The 17,492-nt window shown below is 70.3% G+C and carries 15 protein-coding genes; 6 read left to right on the forward strand and 9 right to left on the reverse strand.

All coding sequences use genetic code 11. The features are described from left to right. Nucleotides 1–59: 59 nt before the first annotated feature. Nucleotides 60–347 carry a WhiB family transcriptional regulator gene (locus tag LKD76_RS24820; RefSeq protein ID WP_227983836.1) on the reverse strand — a complete coding sequence of 96 codons (288 nt, stop codon included), beginning with the start codon at nucleotides 345–347 and terminating at the stop codon, nucleotides 60–62. Nucleotides 348–989: 642 nt separating this feature from the next. Further along, nucleotides 990–3,140: an ATP-dependent DNA helicase UvrD2 gene (locus tag LKD76_RS24825; protein WP_227985384.1), complete on the reverse strand. Its 2,151-nt coding sequence runs from the start codon at nucleotides 3,138–3,140 to the stop codon at nucleotides 990–992. Nucleotides 3,141–3,255: 115 nt separating this feature from the next. On the opposite strand from LKD76_RS24825, the gene LKD76_RS24830 reads away from it, so the two are divergent. Next, nucleotides 3,256–3,735 carry a low temperature requirement protein A gene (locus LKD76_RS24830; RefSeq protein ID WP_227983837.1) on the forward strand — a complete coding sequence of 160 codons (480 nt, stop codon included), beginning with the start codon at nucleotides 3,256–3,258 and terminating at the stop codon, nucleotides 3,733–3,735. Here the strand turns inward: LKD76_RS24830 and LKD76_RS24835 are convergent. From LKD76_RS24835 to LKD76_RS24845, 3 genes are read right to left on the reverse strand one after another with little or no spacing between them, the layout of a single operon-like run. Beyond that, nucleotides 3,701–4,165: a MarR family winged helix-turn-helix transcriptional regulator gene (locus tag LKD76_RS24835; RefSeq protein WP_227983838.1), complete on the reverse strand. Its 465-nt coding sequence runs from the start codon at nucleotides 4,163–4,165 to the stop codon at nucleotides 3,701–3,703. The two genes, LKD76_RS24830 and LKD76_RS24835, sit on opposite strands and share 35 nt — an antisense overlap. Then, on the reverse strand, nucleotides 4,162–4,596 hold the full coding sequence (locus LKD76_RS24840) for an EVE domain-containing protein (RefSeq protein ID WP_227983839.1): 435 nt from the start codon (nucleotides 4,594–4,596) through the stop codon (nucleotides 4,162–4,164). Before LKD76_RS24840 ends, LKD76_RS24835 begins: the two co-directional genes overlap by 4 nt. Before the next feature lie 25 nt (nucleotides 4,597–4,621). Beyond that, nucleotides 4,622–5,062: an SRPBCC family protein gene (locus LKD76_RS24845; protein WP_227983840.1), complete on the reverse strand. Its 441-nt coding sequence runs from the start codon at nucleotides 5,060–5,062 to the stop codon at nucleotides 4,622–4,624. 78 nt (nucleotides 5,063–5,140) lie between these two features. On the opposite strand from LKD76_RS24845, the gene LKD76_RS24850 reads away from it, so the two are divergent. Next, complete coding sequence (locus LKD76_RS24850) at nucleotides 5,141–5,392, forward strand: mycoredoxin (protein WP_443678161.1); 252 nt, start codon at nucleotides 5,141–5,143, stop codon at nucleotides 5,390–5,392. 10 nt (nucleotides 5,393–5,402) lie between these two features. Here the strand turns inward: LKD76_RS24850 and nudC are convergent, their stop codons facing one another. Both nudC and LKD76_RS24860 read right to left on the reverse strand, forming a co-directional pair. Next, the gene (nudC, locus tag LKD76_RS24855) at nucleotides 5,403–6,329 is read right to left on the reverse strand and encodes an NAD(+) diphosphatase (protein ID WP_227983841.1); all 927 of its coding nucleotides are present in this window, start codon (nucleotides 6,327–6,329) and stop codon (nucleotides 5,403–5,405) included. Between the two features lie 23 nt (nucleotides 6,330–6,352). Further along, entirely contained in the window at nucleotides 6,353–7,411 is a 1,059-nt protein-coding gene (locus LKD76_RS24860) for a potassium channel family protein (RefSeq protein WP_372465925.1), read from the reverse strand. A gap of 156 nt (nucleotides 7,412–7,567) precedes the next feature. Between LKD76_RS24860 and LKD76_RS24865 the strand changes: the two genes are divergently transcribed. After that, the gene (locus tag LKD76_RS24865) at nucleotides 7,568–7,960 is read left to right on the forward strand and encodes a DoxX family protein (RefSeq protein ID WP_227983843.1); all 393 of its coding nucleotides are present in this window, start codon (nucleotides 7,568–7,570) and stop codon (nucleotides 7,958–7,960) included. Between the two features lie 32 nt (nucleotides 7,961–7,992). On the opposite strand, the gene LKD76_RS24870 is transcribed toward LKD76_RS24865, so the two are convergent. Continuing rightward, a complete protein-coding gene (locus LKD76_RS24870; protein WP_305082769.1) occupies nucleotides 7,993–11,721 on the reverse strand; it encodes an ATP-dependent helicase in 3,729 nt (1,242 codons plus the stop codon). Next, nucleotides 11,718–15,146: an ATP-dependent helicase gene (locus LKD76_RS24875; RefSeq protein ID WP_227985386.1), complete on the reverse strand. Its 3,429-nt coding sequence runs from the start codon at nucleotides 15,144–15,146 to the stop codon at nucleotides 11,718–11,720. The genes LKD76_RS24870 and LKD76_RS24875 overlap by 4 nt, the downstream gene beginning before the upstream one ends. A 382-nt stretch (nucleotides 15,147–15,528) precedes the next feature. Between LKD76_RS24875 and LKD76_RS24880 the strand changes: the two genes are divergently transcribed. The 3 genes from LKD76_RS24880 to LKD76_RS24890 all read left to right on the forward strand — a co-directional run bounded on the left by LKD76_RS24880 (nucleotide 15,529) and on the right by LKD76_RS24890 (nucleotide 17,423). Then, a complete protein-coding gene (locus LKD76_RS24880; RefSeq protein ID WP_227983844.1) occupies nucleotides 15,529–16,311 on the forward strand; it encodes an alpha/beta fold hydrolase in 783 nt (260 codons plus the stop codon). Beyond that, nucleotides 16,311–16,610, forward strand: coding sequence for an MGMT family protein (locus LKD76_RS24885; protein ID WP_227983845.1), 300 nt, complete (start codon nucleotides 16,311–16,313; stop codon nucleotides 16,608–16,610). The genes LKD76_RS24880 and LKD76_RS24885 overlap by 1 nt, the downstream gene beginning before the upstream one ends. A 78-nt stretch (nucleotides 16,611–16,688) precedes the next feature. Then, the gene (locus LKD76_RS24890; protein WP_227983846.1) at nucleotides 16,689–17,423 is read left to right on the forward strand and encodes a VOC family protein; all 735 of its coding nucleotides are present in this window, start codon (nucleotides 16,689–16,691) and stop codon (nucleotides 17,421–17,423) included. Nucleotides 17,424–17,492: the final 69 nt, after the last annotated feature.

The following is a 17,492-nucleotide window of genomic DNA, read 5'->3' on the forward strand; positions in this document are numbered from 1 at the left end:
TCGTTCGCGTTCCCATGGATGGCCGAGGCGGACCCGCCGACGGCCCGGACCGGCGCTGATCACGCCAGTGCGACCTTGCGCGGGCGACCACGCGGCCGCTTGCGGGCGATCACGACGCCCTGTTCGAAGATTTCGCCACCCCAGACCCCCCAGGGCTCACCGCGATCCAGAGCGGCCGCGAGGCAGCCCTTGCGGATCGGGCAGGAGGCACACAGCGTCTTGGCCTCCTCCAGTTGAGTGGGGCTTTCAGCGAACCACAGGTCCGGGTCGCCGACTCGGCAGGGCAGTGCGAGCACGACGCCGCGGGCGCGGGTCGGCCTCGCGGCCTGGGTCGATCGGCATGTCACGCGAGAAACGGTCGCGGTGGACACGTCTTGCTCCTTCAGCTCGTACAGCAGTCGTTTCGTTGTCTTCCGCGAAACCGGTGCCGGTGGCTGGAGGCCGGATAAAACTATGGCCACGGTTTCGCTTCGGCGATCCGTGGCCAGGAGGCTGTGGTAGCGGGTGCTACCTGAGTCGACTTCGGTGTCGACTACTGATCACGGTCGCTGGGTGTGCATTGCGGAGGCGGGCTGCCCGCAGATCGGCCGTCATACGATCGGCTTCTGCTGCGAAGGCGCGGGCTGCGTCGGTGTGGAAACCGACGTGTGCCTGATGCCAGCTCCACTCGGACTTGTCAGTGCCGATTGCATACGACGGTGCTTTCGAAACGGCACCGAAAATGCTTGCGACGGACAGACCGGTCCCCTGCAAGGCGAGGACCCCCCGGGAGGTGGACACGCATGGAACCACCGGTGCCACAACGCTTCTCGAAGCGAGAGTCACGATGTTGTTCATTTTGTCTACCTCCCTCCTACTCGTAATCCGACTGATCACTGTGCGCGCCGGAATGCCCTCCCGGTGCGTGATCACCACCCTACGGGGGCGATACACAACCGCACAACCTATTTTTCACCTGCGGTTTTGCGGGTTCCAACACATCCGTCGGATCAGCGGTCGCGCAGCCGGGATCGCACGATCGCCAACAGTTCCAGGCCGTACTGCTGCGACTTCTGCTGTCCGATACCGGGGATCGCCGCCAGCGCGTCCTCATCGATCGGCACCTGCTCCGCGATCGCGGTCAGGGTTTTGATGCTGACCACCGCGAACGGTTTGATCCGCAATTCCTCGGCCCGTTGCCGGCGCCACTCCTGCAGGGCGCCGAGCAGTTCGGTATCCACCTCCGCCGGGCAGCTCGAGCACCGGCCGAGCAGGGTGTCGGTGGAATTCAACAGCGACAGGCCGCACACCCGGCACACCGGAAGCCGGCGGCCCCGACCGCCACGCACACCGGCATTGCGGGCGATCGTCGACGCCGGTGAATCCTCGGGCACCAGGCCGGTGAGGAATCGGCTCCGGCGCCGGTTGCGACGCCTGCCGTCGGCCCGGGCCAGCGCCCACGACAGCCGCAGATGTTCCCGTGCCCGGGTGACGCCCACATAGAGCAGCCGCCGCTCCTCCTCCAGACCGGCCTCGTCGGCCACCGCACCCCCGTCGCCGAGCACATGACCGATGGGCAGGGTGCCGTCGGTGAGCCCCACCAGGAAGACCGCATCCCACTCCAGGCCCTTGGCCGCGTGCAGCGAGGCCAGTGTCACCCCTTGCACCGTCGGTGGATGACGGGCCTCGGCCCGGACCGCCAATTCCCGCAGCAGCCCGCCGAATTCGAGGTCGGCATCATGGGCGGCGAGTTCCTCGGCGAGCTGCACCAGCGCCACCAGCGCCGCCCAGCGTTCGCGGGCCTGCGCGCCCGCGGGTTCGGTGGCGGTCAGCCCCAAGCGGGCGAGCACCGCGCGAACCAGCGTCACCACCTCGGCGCCGCGCGCATCCGGCAGATCGTCGCGGGCGGCGGCCTGCCGCAGCGCCTGCACCGCCTGCCGGACGTCCGCCCGCTGGAAGAAGCCCTCACCACCGCGGATCTGATAGGGGATGCCGGCCTCGGTCAGTGCGTGCTCGTACACCTCGGATTGGGCGTTGATGCGGTACAGCACCGCGATCTCGGCGGCGGGCACGCCCTGGCCGATGAGCGCGGCGATCCGTTGGGCGACGGCGGTGGCCTCGGCCGTCTCGTCCTCGTATTCGACGAACTCCGGTTCCGGGCCCTCGGCGCGCTGCCCGACCAGCTGCAGCCGTGTACCGGCGATGCGGCCGCGCGCCGCGCCGATCACCCGGTTGGCCAGCGACACCACCTCGGGGGTGGAGCGATAGTCGCGTTCGAGCCGGACCACGGTCGCCTCCGGGAAGCGGCGGGAGAAATCCAGCAGATAGGACGGGCTCGCGCCGGTGAAGGAATAGATCGTCTGATTGGCGTCGCCGACCACGGTCAGATCGTCGCGATCGCCGAGCCACGCATCGAGCACCCGCTGCTGCAACGGGGTGACGTCCTGATATTCGTCGACCACGAAGCAGCGGTAGCGGCCCCGGAACTCCTCGGCGACCGCCGGGTAATCCTCGAGGGCGGCGGCGGTGTGCAACAGCAGGTCGTCGAAATCCAGCAGCAGGCCGTCCGGGGTGTTCTTCAGGGTCTCGTAGCCGGTGTAGACGGCCGCGATCTTGTCCGCCTGATACGGGATATCGCGATGGTGGCGGTGCGCGGCGTGGGCGTAATCCTCCGGGGCGACGAGCGAGGCCTTCGCCCACTCGATCTCGCTCGCCAGGTCGCGCACGCTGTCGCCGGCGGTGGGCAGACCGACCCGATTGGCGGCCTGCGCGACGATCGTGAATTTGGAATCGATCAGCTTCCAGGGCACATCACCGACGACCTGGGGCCAGAAGTACTTCAACTGGCGCAGCGCCGCGGCGTGGAAGGTGCGCGCCTGCACCGTGTTCGCGTCGCCGCCCAGGCCCAGGCCGCGCAGCCGCGCCCGCAGCTCACCCGCAGCCCGCGCGGTGAAGGTCACCGCCAGCACCTGATCGGCCCGGACGTGTCCGGCCGACACCAGATGGGCGATGCGATGGGTGATGGTGCGCGTTTTGCCGGTGCCCGCACCCGCGATCACGCAGACCGGTCCGCGGGGTGCCCGCACCGCCGCGGCCTGCTCCGGGTCGAGCCCGTCGAGCCGCAGGCTGGTCGGTGGAGTCGGGACAGGCACGCGCTCCATCATGACAGGGGGCACCGACATCCGCGGACCCGTCCGATCTCCCGGTCACGAACACACCGCGACGCCGGATCCCGGTTGCCTCGCTCCCTGCCGCGGCGCTGGTTAATGTGCCCGAGTGACCACCGACACACCGACCGGTGCACCACACGACCGGCACGCCACCTGGACCGCGTTGTTCGTCGACCTGGTCGCGGTCGCCGGAATCGGCCAGCTCACCCATGTCCTGCACCACGGCTCCGCCCCGGCCGATCTCGGCCTCTACCTGGTGCTGTACCTGGCGTTCCGGATGGTGTGGGCGACGGTCACCCGCTCCAGCGATATCGCTCACGAGGCCACCCGCACCCCGTTGACGGTGGCGGCGATGCTCGGCCTCGGCGTGATGGCCGCGGCGGTGCCCGCGACCGCCCTGGCCCCTGCTGTTCGGCGGTCTCGACCCGCATATCGGCGCGGTCTGGCTGGTGGCGGGCATCGCGGTCCTGATTCTGTGGGCCCTGGCCCGGGAGTGGGTCGCCGCGCATCGAAGACCCGACGGTGCGCGGCCGCCGCGTCCCCGAGACAAGCTAGCGGTCGCGCAGCACCCGCAGTGCCGCGGTGAAATCCGGTGTACCGGAGGCGAGCGGCCCGAAGAACATCCGGTCGCAGTCCTCCACCGCGACGATCGCCCGGTTCACCAGCGCCACCCCGGCTGCCGTGGGCACCAGTGATTTCGCCCGGCGATCGTGCGGGTGGTCGCGGCGCTCGATCAGCCCCTTCCCTTCCAGGGCACGCAACACCTGCGAGGTCATCATCGGGTCGGTGGAGGCGTGGACGGCGAGATCGCGCTGCATCACCGGGGTATCGGCATTCGCGCCGGCGAACCAGGTCAGCGCCGCCAGCAGGACGAATTGCACATGGGTGAGGCCGAACGGGTCCAGCGCGGCCCGGACAGCGGCCTGCCAGCGGTTGGTGACCTGCCAGAGCAGCAGTCCGGGACTGTCATCGGCCGAGCTGAATTCCGATCGCAGCGAACGGGTTTCGTCACTCACCGGGCGGCCGCCGGCGTGAGCATCGCCCGCGAGATCACCGCGAAATCGTGGGCGCTCAGTTCCACCAGCCCACGCCGCAGTACCACGCCCCAGTGGGGCACGCTGGTCAGTTCGAGTTCACCGCGCAGGGTGTCGATCGGGATGTCACGGGCCTCGTGCCGATAGCTCACCGCTCGACGCCACGGCCGGAAGCAGCCGCTCTGATCCTCGGCCTGCCACACCGGCCGGTCGTCGATGGTGCCGACGGCGGTGAACGACTTCACCGGCTCCCCTTCACGCATGCCGGTCCTCGGCGAGTAGTGGACGAGTCCGTCGCCGGGCCGCATCCGTTCGACCGGCGCCCGTTTGCCGTGATTGGCCTGTGCGATACCGAGCGCCACGCCCCGGCGGACGTGATCGCGCGAGACGACGGCGAGCCAATACCTGGTCATATCTCCTCCTGACATGTCGATGCGGTCAGCCGCGGCCGTGCTGTGCGACGCGACGCGCCTGGGCGGTGGTCACCAGCGCGTCCAGATCCCGCTGGACCGACCCGGCCAGGCCGCGGCCCATCAGCGCCGACCACAGCCGGCGCAGCGGGCCGGTCATGGTGATGGTCACCGACACCTCGCAGCCCGCCTCGGTCTCGACCACGCGATGCGCGAACACGAGCCGCGCGCCGAGCAGCCGGGAGACGTCGACGAACTCCTCATCGGTCAGCCGTTCGACCACGAACGGCACCTTCGGTCCACCCTTGGGCTTGAGCGTGCCCGTGGCCCCCTCGACGAACGGACCGTCCAGCCGGACCCACTCGGTATCGGTATTCCACTCCGGCCAGGCCGCCATATCTGCCCAGACGGCGAAGAAGTCGGCGGGTGCGGCGGTCGAGACGGCGTGCGCGGTGGCGATCTGTGTCATGAACTTAGTATGCGCGCTTACTACTTGAATCACAACCCCGGTGGGAACACGAATATCCCGTTCGATGTTCAATCAGGCGTGACTGCTACTGACCTGACCATGTACTCGACGACCTGGTGCGGCTATTGCCGTCGCCTGGAGAAGCAACTCCAGGAGGCCGGCATCACCTACACCAAGGTCGATATCGAGCAGGATCCGACCGCCGCCGACTTCGTCGGCAGCGTCAACGGCGGCAACCATGTGGTGCCGACCGTCAAATACGCCGACGGCTCGACCGCGACCAATCCCAGCCTCGCGCAGGTGAAGCAGGCCCTCGCCGCCATCGGCTGAGTGGCGCGGATCAGCCCGCGACAGCCCAGGATTCGACGATGGTGCGGGCGATGGAGATCGAACCCGGCAGCAACAGACGCTGCTGCTCGGCCTCCGAGGTCTCACCGGTGACCGAACCCCACGCACCCGCGGCCAGGGCGGTACGCACCTCGTCGCGGGTGAACCAGTGGGCCTCGGCGATCTCACCGTCGGAGAAGAACAGCGGCGCGGCCGGGTCGGCGACCGCGGCGAATCCCAGCATCAGCGATCGCGGCAGCGGCCAGGGCTGGCTGCCGAGATAGCGGATATCGCTGACCTCGACCCCCACTTCCTCACGGATCTCACGCGCGACACAGCGCTCCAGAGACTCCCCCGCCTCCACGAAACCCGCGAGCAGGGAGAACATCCGCTCCGGCCACGTGTGCTGACGGCCGAGCAGTACCCGGTCGGCGCCGTCGTGGACCAGGCAGATCACGGCCGGGTCGATGCGCGGGAACTCCTCGTGTCCCGAAGCGTTGACGCGCGACCAGCCGGCGTTGGAGACCGTGGTCGGGCTGCCGTCGACCGCGCTGAACCGGGCGCGGTCGTGCCAGTTCAGCAGGGCCAGCGCGGTGGACAGGATGCCGAGGGTCACATCGTCGAGCTGCAACGCGCTGCCGACCACCCGCAGATCCATCAGCTGACCGTCGAGCTCGTCGTCGCGGATCGCCCAGATGTGCGCGCCGTCGACCACGCCCAGCAGCACCGTGTCCGGGGTGGGCTCGGCCGCATAGGTCACCGCAGGTTCCAGGACGACCCGATCACCGTCGATACGAACCTGGCCCCGCCGGTTCATGCGCAGGAGTTTGGCGTCGGGCCAGCCCTGTTTCAGTGCTTGCTCGTCCGAACGCGCCGTTTCGGCGCGATCGAGGGCCGTGCGCGACAACAACGGGACACCATTCAGTTCGAATACCGACACGGTATCGAGACTATCTGTCCGCGCTATTTGTGCACGCGGCGGATGTAGAGGAGTTTGTCGCCGGTTTCGAGGGCGTCCACCTCCGGTTCGTCCACCCGGATCAACGTGCCCTCCCGCACGACGCCGAGCACGATATCGCGCAGATGCCGTGGCGAACCGCCCACCTCGTCGGATTCGACGTCACGTTCGGCGATCGCGAAACCCGCCTCCGGGGTGAGCAGATCCTCGATCATGTCGACGACGCTGGGCGTGGTGGTCGCGATGCCGAGCAGCCGCCCCGCCGTCTCCGAGGACACCACGACCGAATCGGCGCCGGACTGCCGCAGCAGATGGGTGTTCTCCGCCTCCCGGATCGAGGCGACGATCTTGGCCTTGGCATTGAGCTCGCGCGCGGTGAGGGTGACCAGGACCGCGGTGTCGTCGCGATTGGCGGCCACCACCAGCGACGAGGCGTGCTGAACTCCGGCCAGCCGCAGCACATCCGATCGAGTCGCCGAACCGTGCACCGTCACCAGACCGGCGTTGGCGGCCGCCTCGAGGACCCCCGCGTCGGTGTCGACGACCACGATCTCCGCCGGCTGGACTCCGTCGCCGAGCATCGCGTCGACCGCGGTCCGGCCCTTGGTCCCGTATCCCACGACCACGGTGTGATTACGCACCTTCTGCCTCCATCGCTGAATCTTGAACGCCTGACGTGACCGCTCGGTGAGCACCTGCAGGGTGGTACCGACCAGGACGATCAGGAAGAGCACGCGCAGCGGGGTGATCACGATCGTGTTGATCAGCCGCGCCTGTTCGGTGATCGGGGTGATATCGCCGTAGCCGGTCGTCGACAGCGACACCGTCGAGTAGTAGGCGGCGTCGAGCAGGGTCAGTTCCTCGCCGCGATTGTCGTGATAGCCGCCGCGTCCGAAGTACACCACCAGCGTCGCGGCCACCAGCAGCAGCACCGCGAACAGGACCCGACGAGTCAGCGAAACCCACGGGCTGGTGCGGAGTTCGGGAATACGCAGAATGCCGACCAGCGCGTAGTCGGGGCGTTCGGTCAAACGGCCCAGACCTCGTGAGCTGTCACCGAACACGGCGCCCCCCGGAAATGTCGTTGCTCACCTGTGCCACAGCTCGGCAGCGTACCGGCCTGACGCCGACTCGACGGACCGGGCACACGAGTGGAACAGTGACATATGTGGGGCGTGCGTCACTACACACTCGCCCGCGTACTCCTGAAGGGATACAGCATGAGTGATGTCGGCCGAGCCTCGCACCGGCGCGTGGTTCTGATGAGTACGGCACTGTTCGGCATGGGCACCCTGCATTTCCTCGTACCGAAGCCGTTCGACTCGATCGTGCCGCCCGCCCTGCCCGGCCGGGCCCGCACCTACACCTACGCCTCCGGAGTCGCCGAACTCGGTGTCGCGGTGGCGCTGGCGGTGCCACGCACCAGGCGCCTCGGCGGCCGGCTGGCCGCGCTGCTGTTCATCGCCGTCTTCCCCGCCAACGTCCAGTTCGCCGCCGATTCGGTGCGCAATCCGAAGGCCGGCGCACCGGTGAAGTGGGTGTCGGTACTGCGGTTGCCGCTGCAGGCCCCGATGATCTCCCAGGCACTGCGCATCAGCCGCGAAGCCGCCTGAGGTCGGTGCGCACGCCGCCGGGCGGGTCCGCGTCAGTCCAGAGCGGTGTCCGGCGGATAGCCGGCCTCGGGCGCGAAATCGGCCTCGGAGACCAACTCCGGGTCGGGCGCGGGCTCGGCGTCGAATCCGGACGCGACGGCGGACTCCGATTCCGGAGCCGGCTCCGGGTCGTCACCGAAGTCCGGCTCGGGCGGGAGGTCGGCGGGCGCCCAGGACGGCGCCGCATCGGCGATGAGGCCGGCCAGCTCGGCGGGGCCCGGCAGTTCGGCGGGTGCGACGGTGCGACCGCTGCGCACGTAATGAAATGCGGCGCCGACCTTTTCGAGTACCCGATCTTCGGGTTCGCCGATGCGCGCGGCGATCATCCGCGCCCACGCCACCCGGTAGACCGCCAGCTGCATCGCCACCGACCGTTCCTGCGCGCGGGTCGGTTCGGCGCCGGTCTTCCAGTCCACGACCAGCCACCGGCCACCGGGCTCACCGAATACCGCGTCCATCCGGCCGCGGATCAGGGTGCCGCCGATACTGGTCTCGAATCCCACTTCGACATCAATGGGATTGCGGTCGGCCCACGGTGAGGCCAGGAACGCCTCCTGCAGCCGGACCAGATCGCCGTCGGTGCCGCCGCTGTCGGCCGCACCGGGCAGCTCGTCGAAATCCAGCAGGCCCACCGCGCCGAACCAGCGCTGCAGCCAGGCGTGGAATGCGGTGCCGCGCCGCGCGAGCGGGCTCGGCGGATACGGCAGCGGCCGACGCAGCCGGGCCGCCAGCTTGGCCGGATCGGCACGCATATCGACCAGCGCCGTCGCGGGCAGTTGTGCGGGCAGCTCCACCTCGTGGATCCCGTCCGCCGTCGCGAAATGCTCGGCCAGCAGGGCATCCACATCGGCCGCCCACCCCTCGGGATCGGCCTCGGCGGATGCCCCGTTCTCGGCGGACGTCGTGGTGGCCGTCTCGGATTCGGCCGCCATATCGTCGAACAGATCCAGCTGGCGCGCCGGTTCGGCGGATCTCGACGGCACCGCGGCCGTCTCGGCCCGGCTCGCACCGACGGCGGTCCCGCGGCCGGCCGGTGAGAGTTCCGCCTCGGGCGGCAGGCTCGACATGGCCGCGCGGACGAGTGCCGCGCCCGCTTCCACCGCGGGGCGGCGCGCTCCCAGCGGATCCCGTGGCCAACCGGCGACCGCGGGATTGTCGGTGAACGGATTGCCCGCATCGCCCGCGGGCGCCTCGGCCCACACATCGATGCCGACCGTGCCGTGACCAGGTGACTCCGGATGTTCGGTCCACCGCTTCAGCTCGAGCAGGAAATCCGAGGGCCCCTTGGGAGCGGATCCGGTCTCGGCCCAGTGATGGGCCGAAACGAACAGTGCCCGTTCGGTTCTGGTGAGCGCGACGTAGAACAGGCGACGCTCCTCGTCGACGCGGCGGCGGGCGAGCGCGTCCTTGTGCTGCTTGATCGCCTGTTCGAGATCGCTGCGGTCGTAGAGTTCGCCGAGGTCGAGAACCGGGACGCCGTCGCGCCCGGCGGCGGAATCGGTGGTGTCCGAGCCGGGTTCGCGTTGCCGGTCCCCGCGCAACGCGGTGGGAAGTTCGGCGAGCGCGCCCAGCCAGGTACCCGCCGCGGTCCCGGAGGGGAACAGTCCGCGGACCACGTGCGGTACCGCCACCACCTCCCATTCCAGCCCCTTGGCGGCATGGACGGTCAGGACCTGCACCCGATCGTGGGCGACCTCCACTTCGCCCGGCTCCAAACCGTTTTCGACCTCCTCGGCGGCGGCGAGGAAACTCAGGAGGCCGGGCAGGGTGGCGCGATGATCTCCGGCGTATCCGGCGACCACATCGGCGAAGGCGTCCAGATGTTCGCGCCCGGCACCGGCGCCGACGGCCGCGCGGCGGGTCTGACTCTCCACGCCCACCCCGATGGTGCGTTCCACATCGGCAACCAGCTCCGGCAGCGACTGTCCGCCGCGTTCACGCAGGCCCGCGAGTTCCCGGGCCAGTGCGACGATCCGCGCATATCCGGACTCCGAATAACGATGCGGCGGACCGGGATCGGCTATCGCGTCGGCGATTCCCGCCTGCTCGGCGGGCTCCGGCGCCACCGCGCGCAGGGCGGCCGACAGCGCCTCGGTATCGGTGATGGGCTCGGAGCGGCCCTGCTGCCCGACGATCGACAGATCCCGCGCCCGCGCCGACAAGGCCGCCAGATCGCGCACACCCAGCCGCCAGCGGGCGCCGGTGAGAATCCGCATGGCGGCGCTACCAGCGGCGGGGTCGGCGATCAGCCGCAGGGTGGCGACGATATCGGCGACCTCCGGGGTGGCCAGGAGCCCGCCGAGACCGACGATCTCCACGGGCAGCCCCCGCGCCCGCAGCGCCTCGGCCAGTGGCGCCGCATCGGCATTGCGTCGCACCAGAACCGCGGAGGTGGGTGGCGGCTGCCCGGCGCCGGAGTGGCGCGCCCACTCGGCGGCGATCCGCTCGGCGACCCAATCCCGTTCGTCGGCAACGGTGTCGGTGAGCGCGAGGGCGACGGTTCCGGCGCTCGCCTGCGGGCGCGGGCGCAGCGCGTCCACCGATACGGCCCCCTCGGCGTCGCGCAGCGGTTCGGCGATCAGATTCGCCAGATCCAGCGCCTCGGGCGGATTCCGCCAGCTGGTGAGCAGCGGCAGCACCGGGGCGGGGGTATCGGGTGCCGCCGGAAAGTCGGTGGTGAAGCGGGGCAGATTGGCCGCCGAGGCGCCGCGCCAGCCGTAGATGGACTGCATCGGATCGCCGACCGCGGTCACCGCCGGCCGGGCGGCGAAATCCGGTCCCGACGCCGGGACCGCCACCTCGCCACCGACCGCACCGCGCTCACCGAACAGGGCGGCGAGCAGGATGCGCTGCGCGTGGCCGGTGTCCTGGTATTCGTCGAGCAGCACCAGCCGGAACCGCTCGCACTCGGCGGCCCCCACCTCGGAATGCGTCACGGCCAGCCGGGCCGCCAGTGACATCTGGGAGCCGAAATCCAAAGCGCCCCTGCGGCGTAACTCCTCGCCCAGGCGCGCCACCAGCGGCAGCAACGCCACCCGGTCCTGCTGGGCTTTGACGATCGCGCGCAATTCCTGCTTCGGACCGCCGCGCTGGCGCGGCCCGGCGGGCAGCGTGTCCACCAGCCGCTCCAGCTCGTGGTGCGCGGTCACGAGTTGTTCGGGCTCGACCAGGTGTTCGGCGAGCTGACCGGACAGCGCCAGCACCGCCTCGGTGACCGACACCGGGGTGCGCTCGGTATCGAGATCACCGTCCCAGCCGGTGACCACACGGTGCGCGAGCTGCCACAGCTGGGTTTCGGTGAGCAGCGTCGCGGAGGGTTCCACCGGCAGCAGCAGGCCGTGTTCGGACAGCAGCCGCCCCGCGTAGGAGTGATAGGTGCTGATCTCCGGTTCCGATCCGGCCAGCGTGGCACGCAATCGCCCGGTGCTGTCGATCTCCCGCAGCAACGGCGACCCGGCCAGCCGGGCCAGGCGGGTGCGGATACGAGTCGTCAACTGCTGCGCGGCTTTTCGAGTGAAGGTCAAGCCGAGAACCGCGTCCGGGGCCACCAGCCGGTTGGCGACCATCCACACCACGCGCGCGGCCATGGTCTCGGTCTTGCCGGCGCCGGCCCCCGCCACCACGAGGGTGGGGCCGAGCGGTGCGGCGATCACGGCGGCCTGTTCGTCGGTGGGTGGCGGCAGACCGAGGGTCTGCGCCAACTCCCCCGGCGTGATCGTCATCGATCCGTCACCTGCCGGCCCGCGTCCTGCACCGGACAGCTACCGGCCACCCGGCAGTGCCGGCAGCCGTCGTTGCGCATGGCCAGAAAGCCCGGTCCGCGAGTGGCAGCGGCGGCGGCATGAATAGTCGTGCGCCACTGGGCGATACCGTCGGAATCCAGTGCGGCCTGCAGACGTTCGGTGGCGCCGTCGCGGCTGGGCTTGGCCACGTAGACCAGCCGGGCGCCACCGGGATCGACGTGCCGGCCGTCCACCTCCGCGGCGAAACCGCCGACCCCCGCGGCCACCTGATAGGTGGCCAGCTGCGCGTGCTCTTCGGCGGCCTGTTTGGAGACCGGATTCTTCCCGGTCTTGACATCGACGATCACGAAGCGGCCCAGCGCATCTCGCTCCACGCGGTCGACCCGTCCGCGAATTCGCACCGGCACCTCGTCCGGATCGCGGGCCGGCAGGACACAGTCCACCGGCACCTCGACGCCGACCTCGGACAATTCGGCACGGGTGTTGCGCAACCACGCCAGGAAGGTGTCGACCATCGATTCGGTGCGCCGTAGTTCCAGCCGGGAGTGCCAGCTGTGCGGACCGTCGGCGCCGGAACTCGGATCGACCGCCCTCCACGCCTTGACCAGCGCGGCCTTGACCTGGTCCTCGGTCACCCGGCCGGCGAGCGCCTGCACCAGCGTGTGCACCAGATTGCCCTTGACCGCATGGGGATTGTCACCGTCACCCCCACCGTGGCGTTCCAGCGCCCAGCGCAGCGGACACGTCTTCAGCAGTTCCACCGTCGACGGCGACAGCGCCACCGGGCCGTCACCATCGTCCCACAGCGCCAGTTCGGAACTCGGGTCCGCGATGCCGTACCACTCGTCGGGATGCGCACCCCGCACCCCGGCCCGGGCCAGCCGCGCCAACTGGGCGGCCGCGCGATCGCGGCGCGCCGGATCGGCGGCCTCATCGCAGACCACACCACGCAATTCGGCGATCAGCGCCTGGGCGATCAGTGCGCGCCCCGGGTCGACCGGCGCCGGAATGCGGCCCGGCTCACCGGGTTCGGCCTCGGGATCGAGTTCGGCCAGGAAGCGGGAGGGCACCAGATCGCGGTCACCGGTGACGGATTCGACGGCGGTGACCAGCAGGCTGTAGCGAGCCCGGCTGCAGGCCACCAACAGCAGCCGGCGTTCCTCGGCCAGAATCGGGGCAGCGCGGCTGATCTGCTCCCCGGGATCGGCCACCCCACCCACCAGATCGACCAGTTCCTCCACGCCGAGCAGGGTGCCGCGCGGGCGCAGATTGGGCCAGATCCCCTCCTGCACACCGGCGACGGCCACCACATCCCATTCCCGGCCCGCCGCCGCGTGCGCGCTGACGATCGCGACCGCGTCACCCGGTTCGGTGAGCGGCGCCGAATCCTGGTTGATCTCCTGCATTTCCAGATATTCCACGAACCCGTCGACGGACGCACCGGGCAGGCGGTCGACATAGGCGGCCGCGGCGTCGAACAGTCCGACCGCCGCGTCCAGATCGCGATCGGCCTGCACGGCACCGGACCCGCCGCGCTCGGATTGCGCCACCCAGCGCTTCTCGAGTCGCGATGCCGTCCACAGCACCCACAGCACATCCTCGACGCCGGCCCCGCGCCGCAGCGCCCGGCGGGCGCGGTCGACCGCCTTGAGCACTCGGATCAGCGGTGCCACCTCGACCTCGGTGAGCTGCTGGATCAGGCCGCGATCGCCGACGCCGGTGATCAGATCCCGCAGTACCAGCGCCGAGGACCGATCCAGTTCGGAGTAGGGAGCGAGCGCTTCCGAGGAGTCCTCGGCGCCGGCGGTTCCGGTCGCGGCGTCCTCGGTGGGCGAATCCGCATCGAGATCCGTGCGCGAGTGGCCGCGTTCGATGAGGGCCCGGCGAATACCCCGGCGCAAGCGGCGCAGGCTGATCTGGTCCGCACCGCCGAGCGGGCCCAGCAGCAGGTCGAGGGCGTCGTCATCGGTGAACAGCTCCGACCGGCCGCGTTCGGCGACCAGCAGCGCCCGCAGTGCCTGCAACATCCAGGCCGCGCCGCGTCGCCGCGCCAGCGGTGTCGTCGGTTTCGGTTGCAGCACGGGCACTCCCGCGGCGGTGAGTGCCCGCCGCAGCGGCCCCAGCGACAGCGGCACCGAGCGCACCACGACCGCCATCCGCGACCACGGCATCTCGGCGGTGAGGTGGGCGCGGCGCAGATGGTCGGCGATGACGGCCGCTTCCTTGGCCGGTGTGGTGAGGACCCGCACCAGGACCTGTCCGTCCACGGCGGGGTCACCGAGCGGCGGCGGCCCACCGGTGCGTACCCCGAACCGGTGGGCCGTCCGTCCCGGCATGCGCCCGGCGATCCGCGCGACCGCCGCATGCACCGCCGGTGCGCAACGATGATCGTCGTGCAGGATGATCCGGCGTTCGGGCGGAGCATCGGGTTCGGTGACGAATCGGGTGTCCGCGCCACGGAAACTGAAGACCGCCTGATCCGGGTCGCCCGCCACCACGGTGGTCGCCGGGCCCGACCCGATCGCGCGAATCAGTTGCACGGCGAGCGGATCCACATGTTGGGTGTCGTCGACCAGCAGGGTGCGGACGCGGTCGCGTTCGGCGGCGAGCAGATCGGCGTCGGAGATCAGGACATCGAGTGCCGCACCGACGAGTTCGGCGGCGTCGAGCGCGGGCGCACTGGCCTCGGGCGCCTGCACCCCGACCGACCAGCGCAGCAGCATCGCGTACTCGTACCGCTGCGCGAACGCGCCGGCCGCCTCCCACTCCGCGCGATCGTGCAGCCGGCCCAGCTCGACCAGGTCCTCGGGTCCCAGATCCCGTTCGGTGGCGCGCAACATCAGATCGCGCAGCTGTTCGGCGAATCCGTCGGTGCCCAGCGCGGCGTGCAGGCGCTGCGGCCATAGCACCTCACCTCCGGCGGCGGCGTCGGCCAGCTCGCCACGCAGCATCTCGCGGAGGGCGACATCCTGTTCGGCGCCGGTGAGCAATCGCGGCGGCGGGTTGCCGCGAGCAGCCGCGTGGGTGCGCAGGATCGCGAAGGCGTACGAGTGCACGGTGCGCACCATCGGCTCCCGGCTGGCGCCGGGTACGCCACCGAGTTCGGGCGCGACCGCGTTCAGCTGCCGGGTGAGTGCGCTGCGGACCCGCAGTGCGGCCTGTTTGGAATGGGTGAGGATCACCACCGATTCCGGATCGGCGCCCGCGGTGATCCGGTCGACGGCCAGATCGGTCAGCAGGGCGGTCTTCCCGGTTCCCGGACCGCCGAGTACCTGCCAGGGACGCCAGCCGGGATCCGCGCCGAACCCACCCGCGAACAGCGTTCGGACGTCGGCACCCCATTCGCGTTGCCGGGGTGCGGTCTCACTGCGGTGCACCAGTCGCACCGAGCTATCCGATCGCATCACAGCGGCTATTTCAACAGACACCCCCGACAGAATTGAATTCCGTGACAGCAAACGCACCCCGGCACCGCGCTGTGTCCGACCTGTGATCGGCGCCACCCGCCACCGACCGGTATTCGCCGAATTCCCGGACACACCACGCTGGAGTGAACAAGTGCCTGGTGAGGGCCTCCCCGGCGGCAGTCCGCGGCACCGGGATCCGGCCGCCGCGAATATCGGACCGGAAATCGCGCGGCCGCACCCGTTCCCCGGCCGTTCACCGAAACGGACAGCCTCCGGCAATCGCCGACGGCGAATCCGGCACGACATTCGCGCTGCGCGCCAACACCTTTGCGCCGGGCCCCACCGCCACGCTGCGCGCCGCCGGGCGGGCGACGGCACAATGAGCGGTGTGCACGACGCCCATGTTCATCGCTTCGGCCCCGCCGACGGTCACCTCGTCCTCGCCCTGCACGGGCTGACCGGACACGGTCTGCGCTGGGCCGACCTGGCCGAGCGCCATCTGCCCGAGGCCCGCGTGCTGGCACCCGACCTGCGCGGGCACGGCCGGGCCGGTGCGCTGCCGCCGTGGACCTACGAGCAGATCGTCGACGATCTCGTCGAGTTGCTCGCGGCCGATCTCGTCGAACACACCGAACCGGCGATCGTGCTGGCCCATTCGTTCGGCGCCGCGGTGGCCGTCCATCTCGCCCGCCACCGGCCGGATCTGGTGCGGGCGCTGGTCCTGCTCGATCCGGCGATCGGGCTGGATCCGCAGCTGGTCCACGACATCGCCGAGGCCGGGCTCGCCCGGCCGGACTATGCCGATATCGCCGAGGCGCGCCAGGACAAGCTCGCCACCGCCTGGGCCGATGTGGACCCCGGTCTGCTCGAGGCGGAACTCGCCCAACATCTGGTCGCGACACCCGAGGGCCGGATGACGTGGCGGATGAGCCTGCCGGCCATCACCTCGTACTGGGGACAGCTGGCGCGCGAGCTGGTACTGCCGCCACCGCAGATCCCGACAGTGCTGGTCCAGGCCGGGAAAGCGCCCTTCGTCACGCCCGCCACCCGGGCGGCGTTCGCCACCCTGCCGCGGTTCACCCTGCACGAATTCGACTGCGATCACATGGTGGCCCAGGCGCGCCCCGCCGAAACCGCCGATATCGTGCGGTCGGTGTTGTGATGGCCACCTCCGATGCCGAGATCGAACGAGTGCGCGAACTGGTGGCCGCGATACCGCCCGGACGGGTCGCGACCTACGGCGACATCGCGGCCGCGGCCGGGCTGTCGACCCCGCGCACCGTCGGCTGGATCATGCGCACCGACTCGGCGGATCTGCCGTGGCATCGGGTGCTGCGTGCCGACGGCACCCCGGCCGCCCACCTGGCGCATCGGCAGCTGCGCCTGCTGACCGAGGAGGGCTGCCCGACCCGCGGTGACCGGGTGGACCTGGCCGCGGCCCGGTTTCGCTTCGAGTCCTGATCCGGCCCGGCCGATCCGGCGCCGACCCACGATGTCCGAATCCGCCCGTACCCGCCGGACGGCGTCTACCGTGGAGTTATGTCCACCCGTCTGGCGTGCGTGGTGTTCGATGCGATCCGGCCCCGGACCGTGGCCCGGTTCTGGGCGGAGTTGCTCGGCTGGCAGGTCACCGTGGATCGTCCGGAGGCGGTCGAGGTGGCGGCCCCCGATCCCGACGCCGCCGATGTGGCTCTGATGTTCCTGCCGACGACCAGACCGAAATCCGGGAAGAACCGGATCCACCTCGATCTGGTCGGACATTCACTGGATCATCAACGCGTCCAAGTGGATCGGGCGCTGGCGCTGGGTGCGCGACCGGCCGATATCGGGCAGGGCGCGGTGCCGTGGTCGGTGCTGTCGGATCCGGAGGGCAACGAGTTCTGTGTGCTGGAACCGCGGGAGGAATATGTCGACACCGGTGCGGTCGCCGCGATCGTGGTCGATACCCCGCATCCCGGACAGCTGGCGCGGTTCTGGTCGGCCGCCGCGGGCTGGCCGCTCACCCACGACGAATCGGAGGTGGCCGGTATCCGCTCGGCGACCGGGCTGGGTCCGTGGCTGGAATTCCTGCGCACCGGGGTCGCGGATCGCGAATGCGATCGCCTGCGCCTCGATATCGTCGCCACCCCCACCGGTGATCCCGCCTCGGAGGTCGCGCGGCTCACGGCCGCCGGCGCCGTCGCGTGCGACGGCACCCCGCATCCGCCCGCACAGGCGGAACTGGCCGATCCGGAGACCAACCGCTTCCGGTTGCTGCTCGCGCCGAGTGATTGACCGGGCGCACACCCTCGGCGCCTACCCGCCCGCACACTACGATCGGTCCATGATCAACCTGCCGGGTGG

Origin of the sequence: Nocardia spumae, from assembly GCF_020733635.1 — a bacterium.
In the GTDB taxonomy this organism is placed as follows: Bacteria; Actinomycetota; Actinomycetes; order Mycobacteriales; family Mycobacteriaceae; genus Nocardia; species Nocardia spumae.

Excerpts from the sequence above, each read along its gene's own strand:
- LKD76_RS24885 (WP_227983845.1), top strand. The coding sequence starts at position 16,311 with ATGGCCACCTCCGATGCCGAGATCGAACGAGTGCGCGAACTGGTGGCC.
- LKD76_RS24865 (WP_227983843.1), top strand. The coding sequence starts at position 7,568 with ATGAGTGATGTCGGCCGAGCCTCGCACCGGCGCGTGGTTCTGATGAGT.
- LKD76_RS24825 (WP_227985384.1), bottom strand. The coding sequence starts at position 3,140 with ATGGAGCGCGTGCCTGTCCCGACTCCACCGACCAGCCTGCGGCTCGAC.
- LKD76_RS24845 (WP_227983840.1), bottom strand. The coding sequence starts at position 5,062 with ATGACACAGATCGCCACCGCGCACGCCGTCTCGACCGCCGCACCCGCC.
- LKD76_RS24880 (WP_227983844.1), top strand. The coding sequence starts at position 15,529 with ATGAGCGGTGTGCACGACGCCCATGTTCATCGCTTCGGCCCCGCCGAC.
- LKD76_RS24875 (WP_227985386.1), bottom strand. The coding sequence starts at position 15,146 with ATGCGATCGGATAGCTCGGTGCGACTGGTGCACCGCAGTGAGACCGCA.
- LKD76_RS24840 (WP_227983839.1), bottom strand. The coding sequence starts at position 4,596 with ATGACCAGGTATTGGCTCGCCGTCGTCTCGCGCGATCACGTCCGCCGG.
- LKD76_RS24890 (WP_227983846.1), top strand. The coding sequence starts at position 16,689 with ATGTCCACCCGTCTGGCGTGCGTGGTGTTCGATGCGATCCGGCCCCGG.
- LKD76_RS24870 (WP_305082769.1), bottom strand. The coding sequence starts at position 11,721 with ATGACGATCACGCCGGGGGAGTTGGCGCAGACCCTCGGTCTGCCGCCA.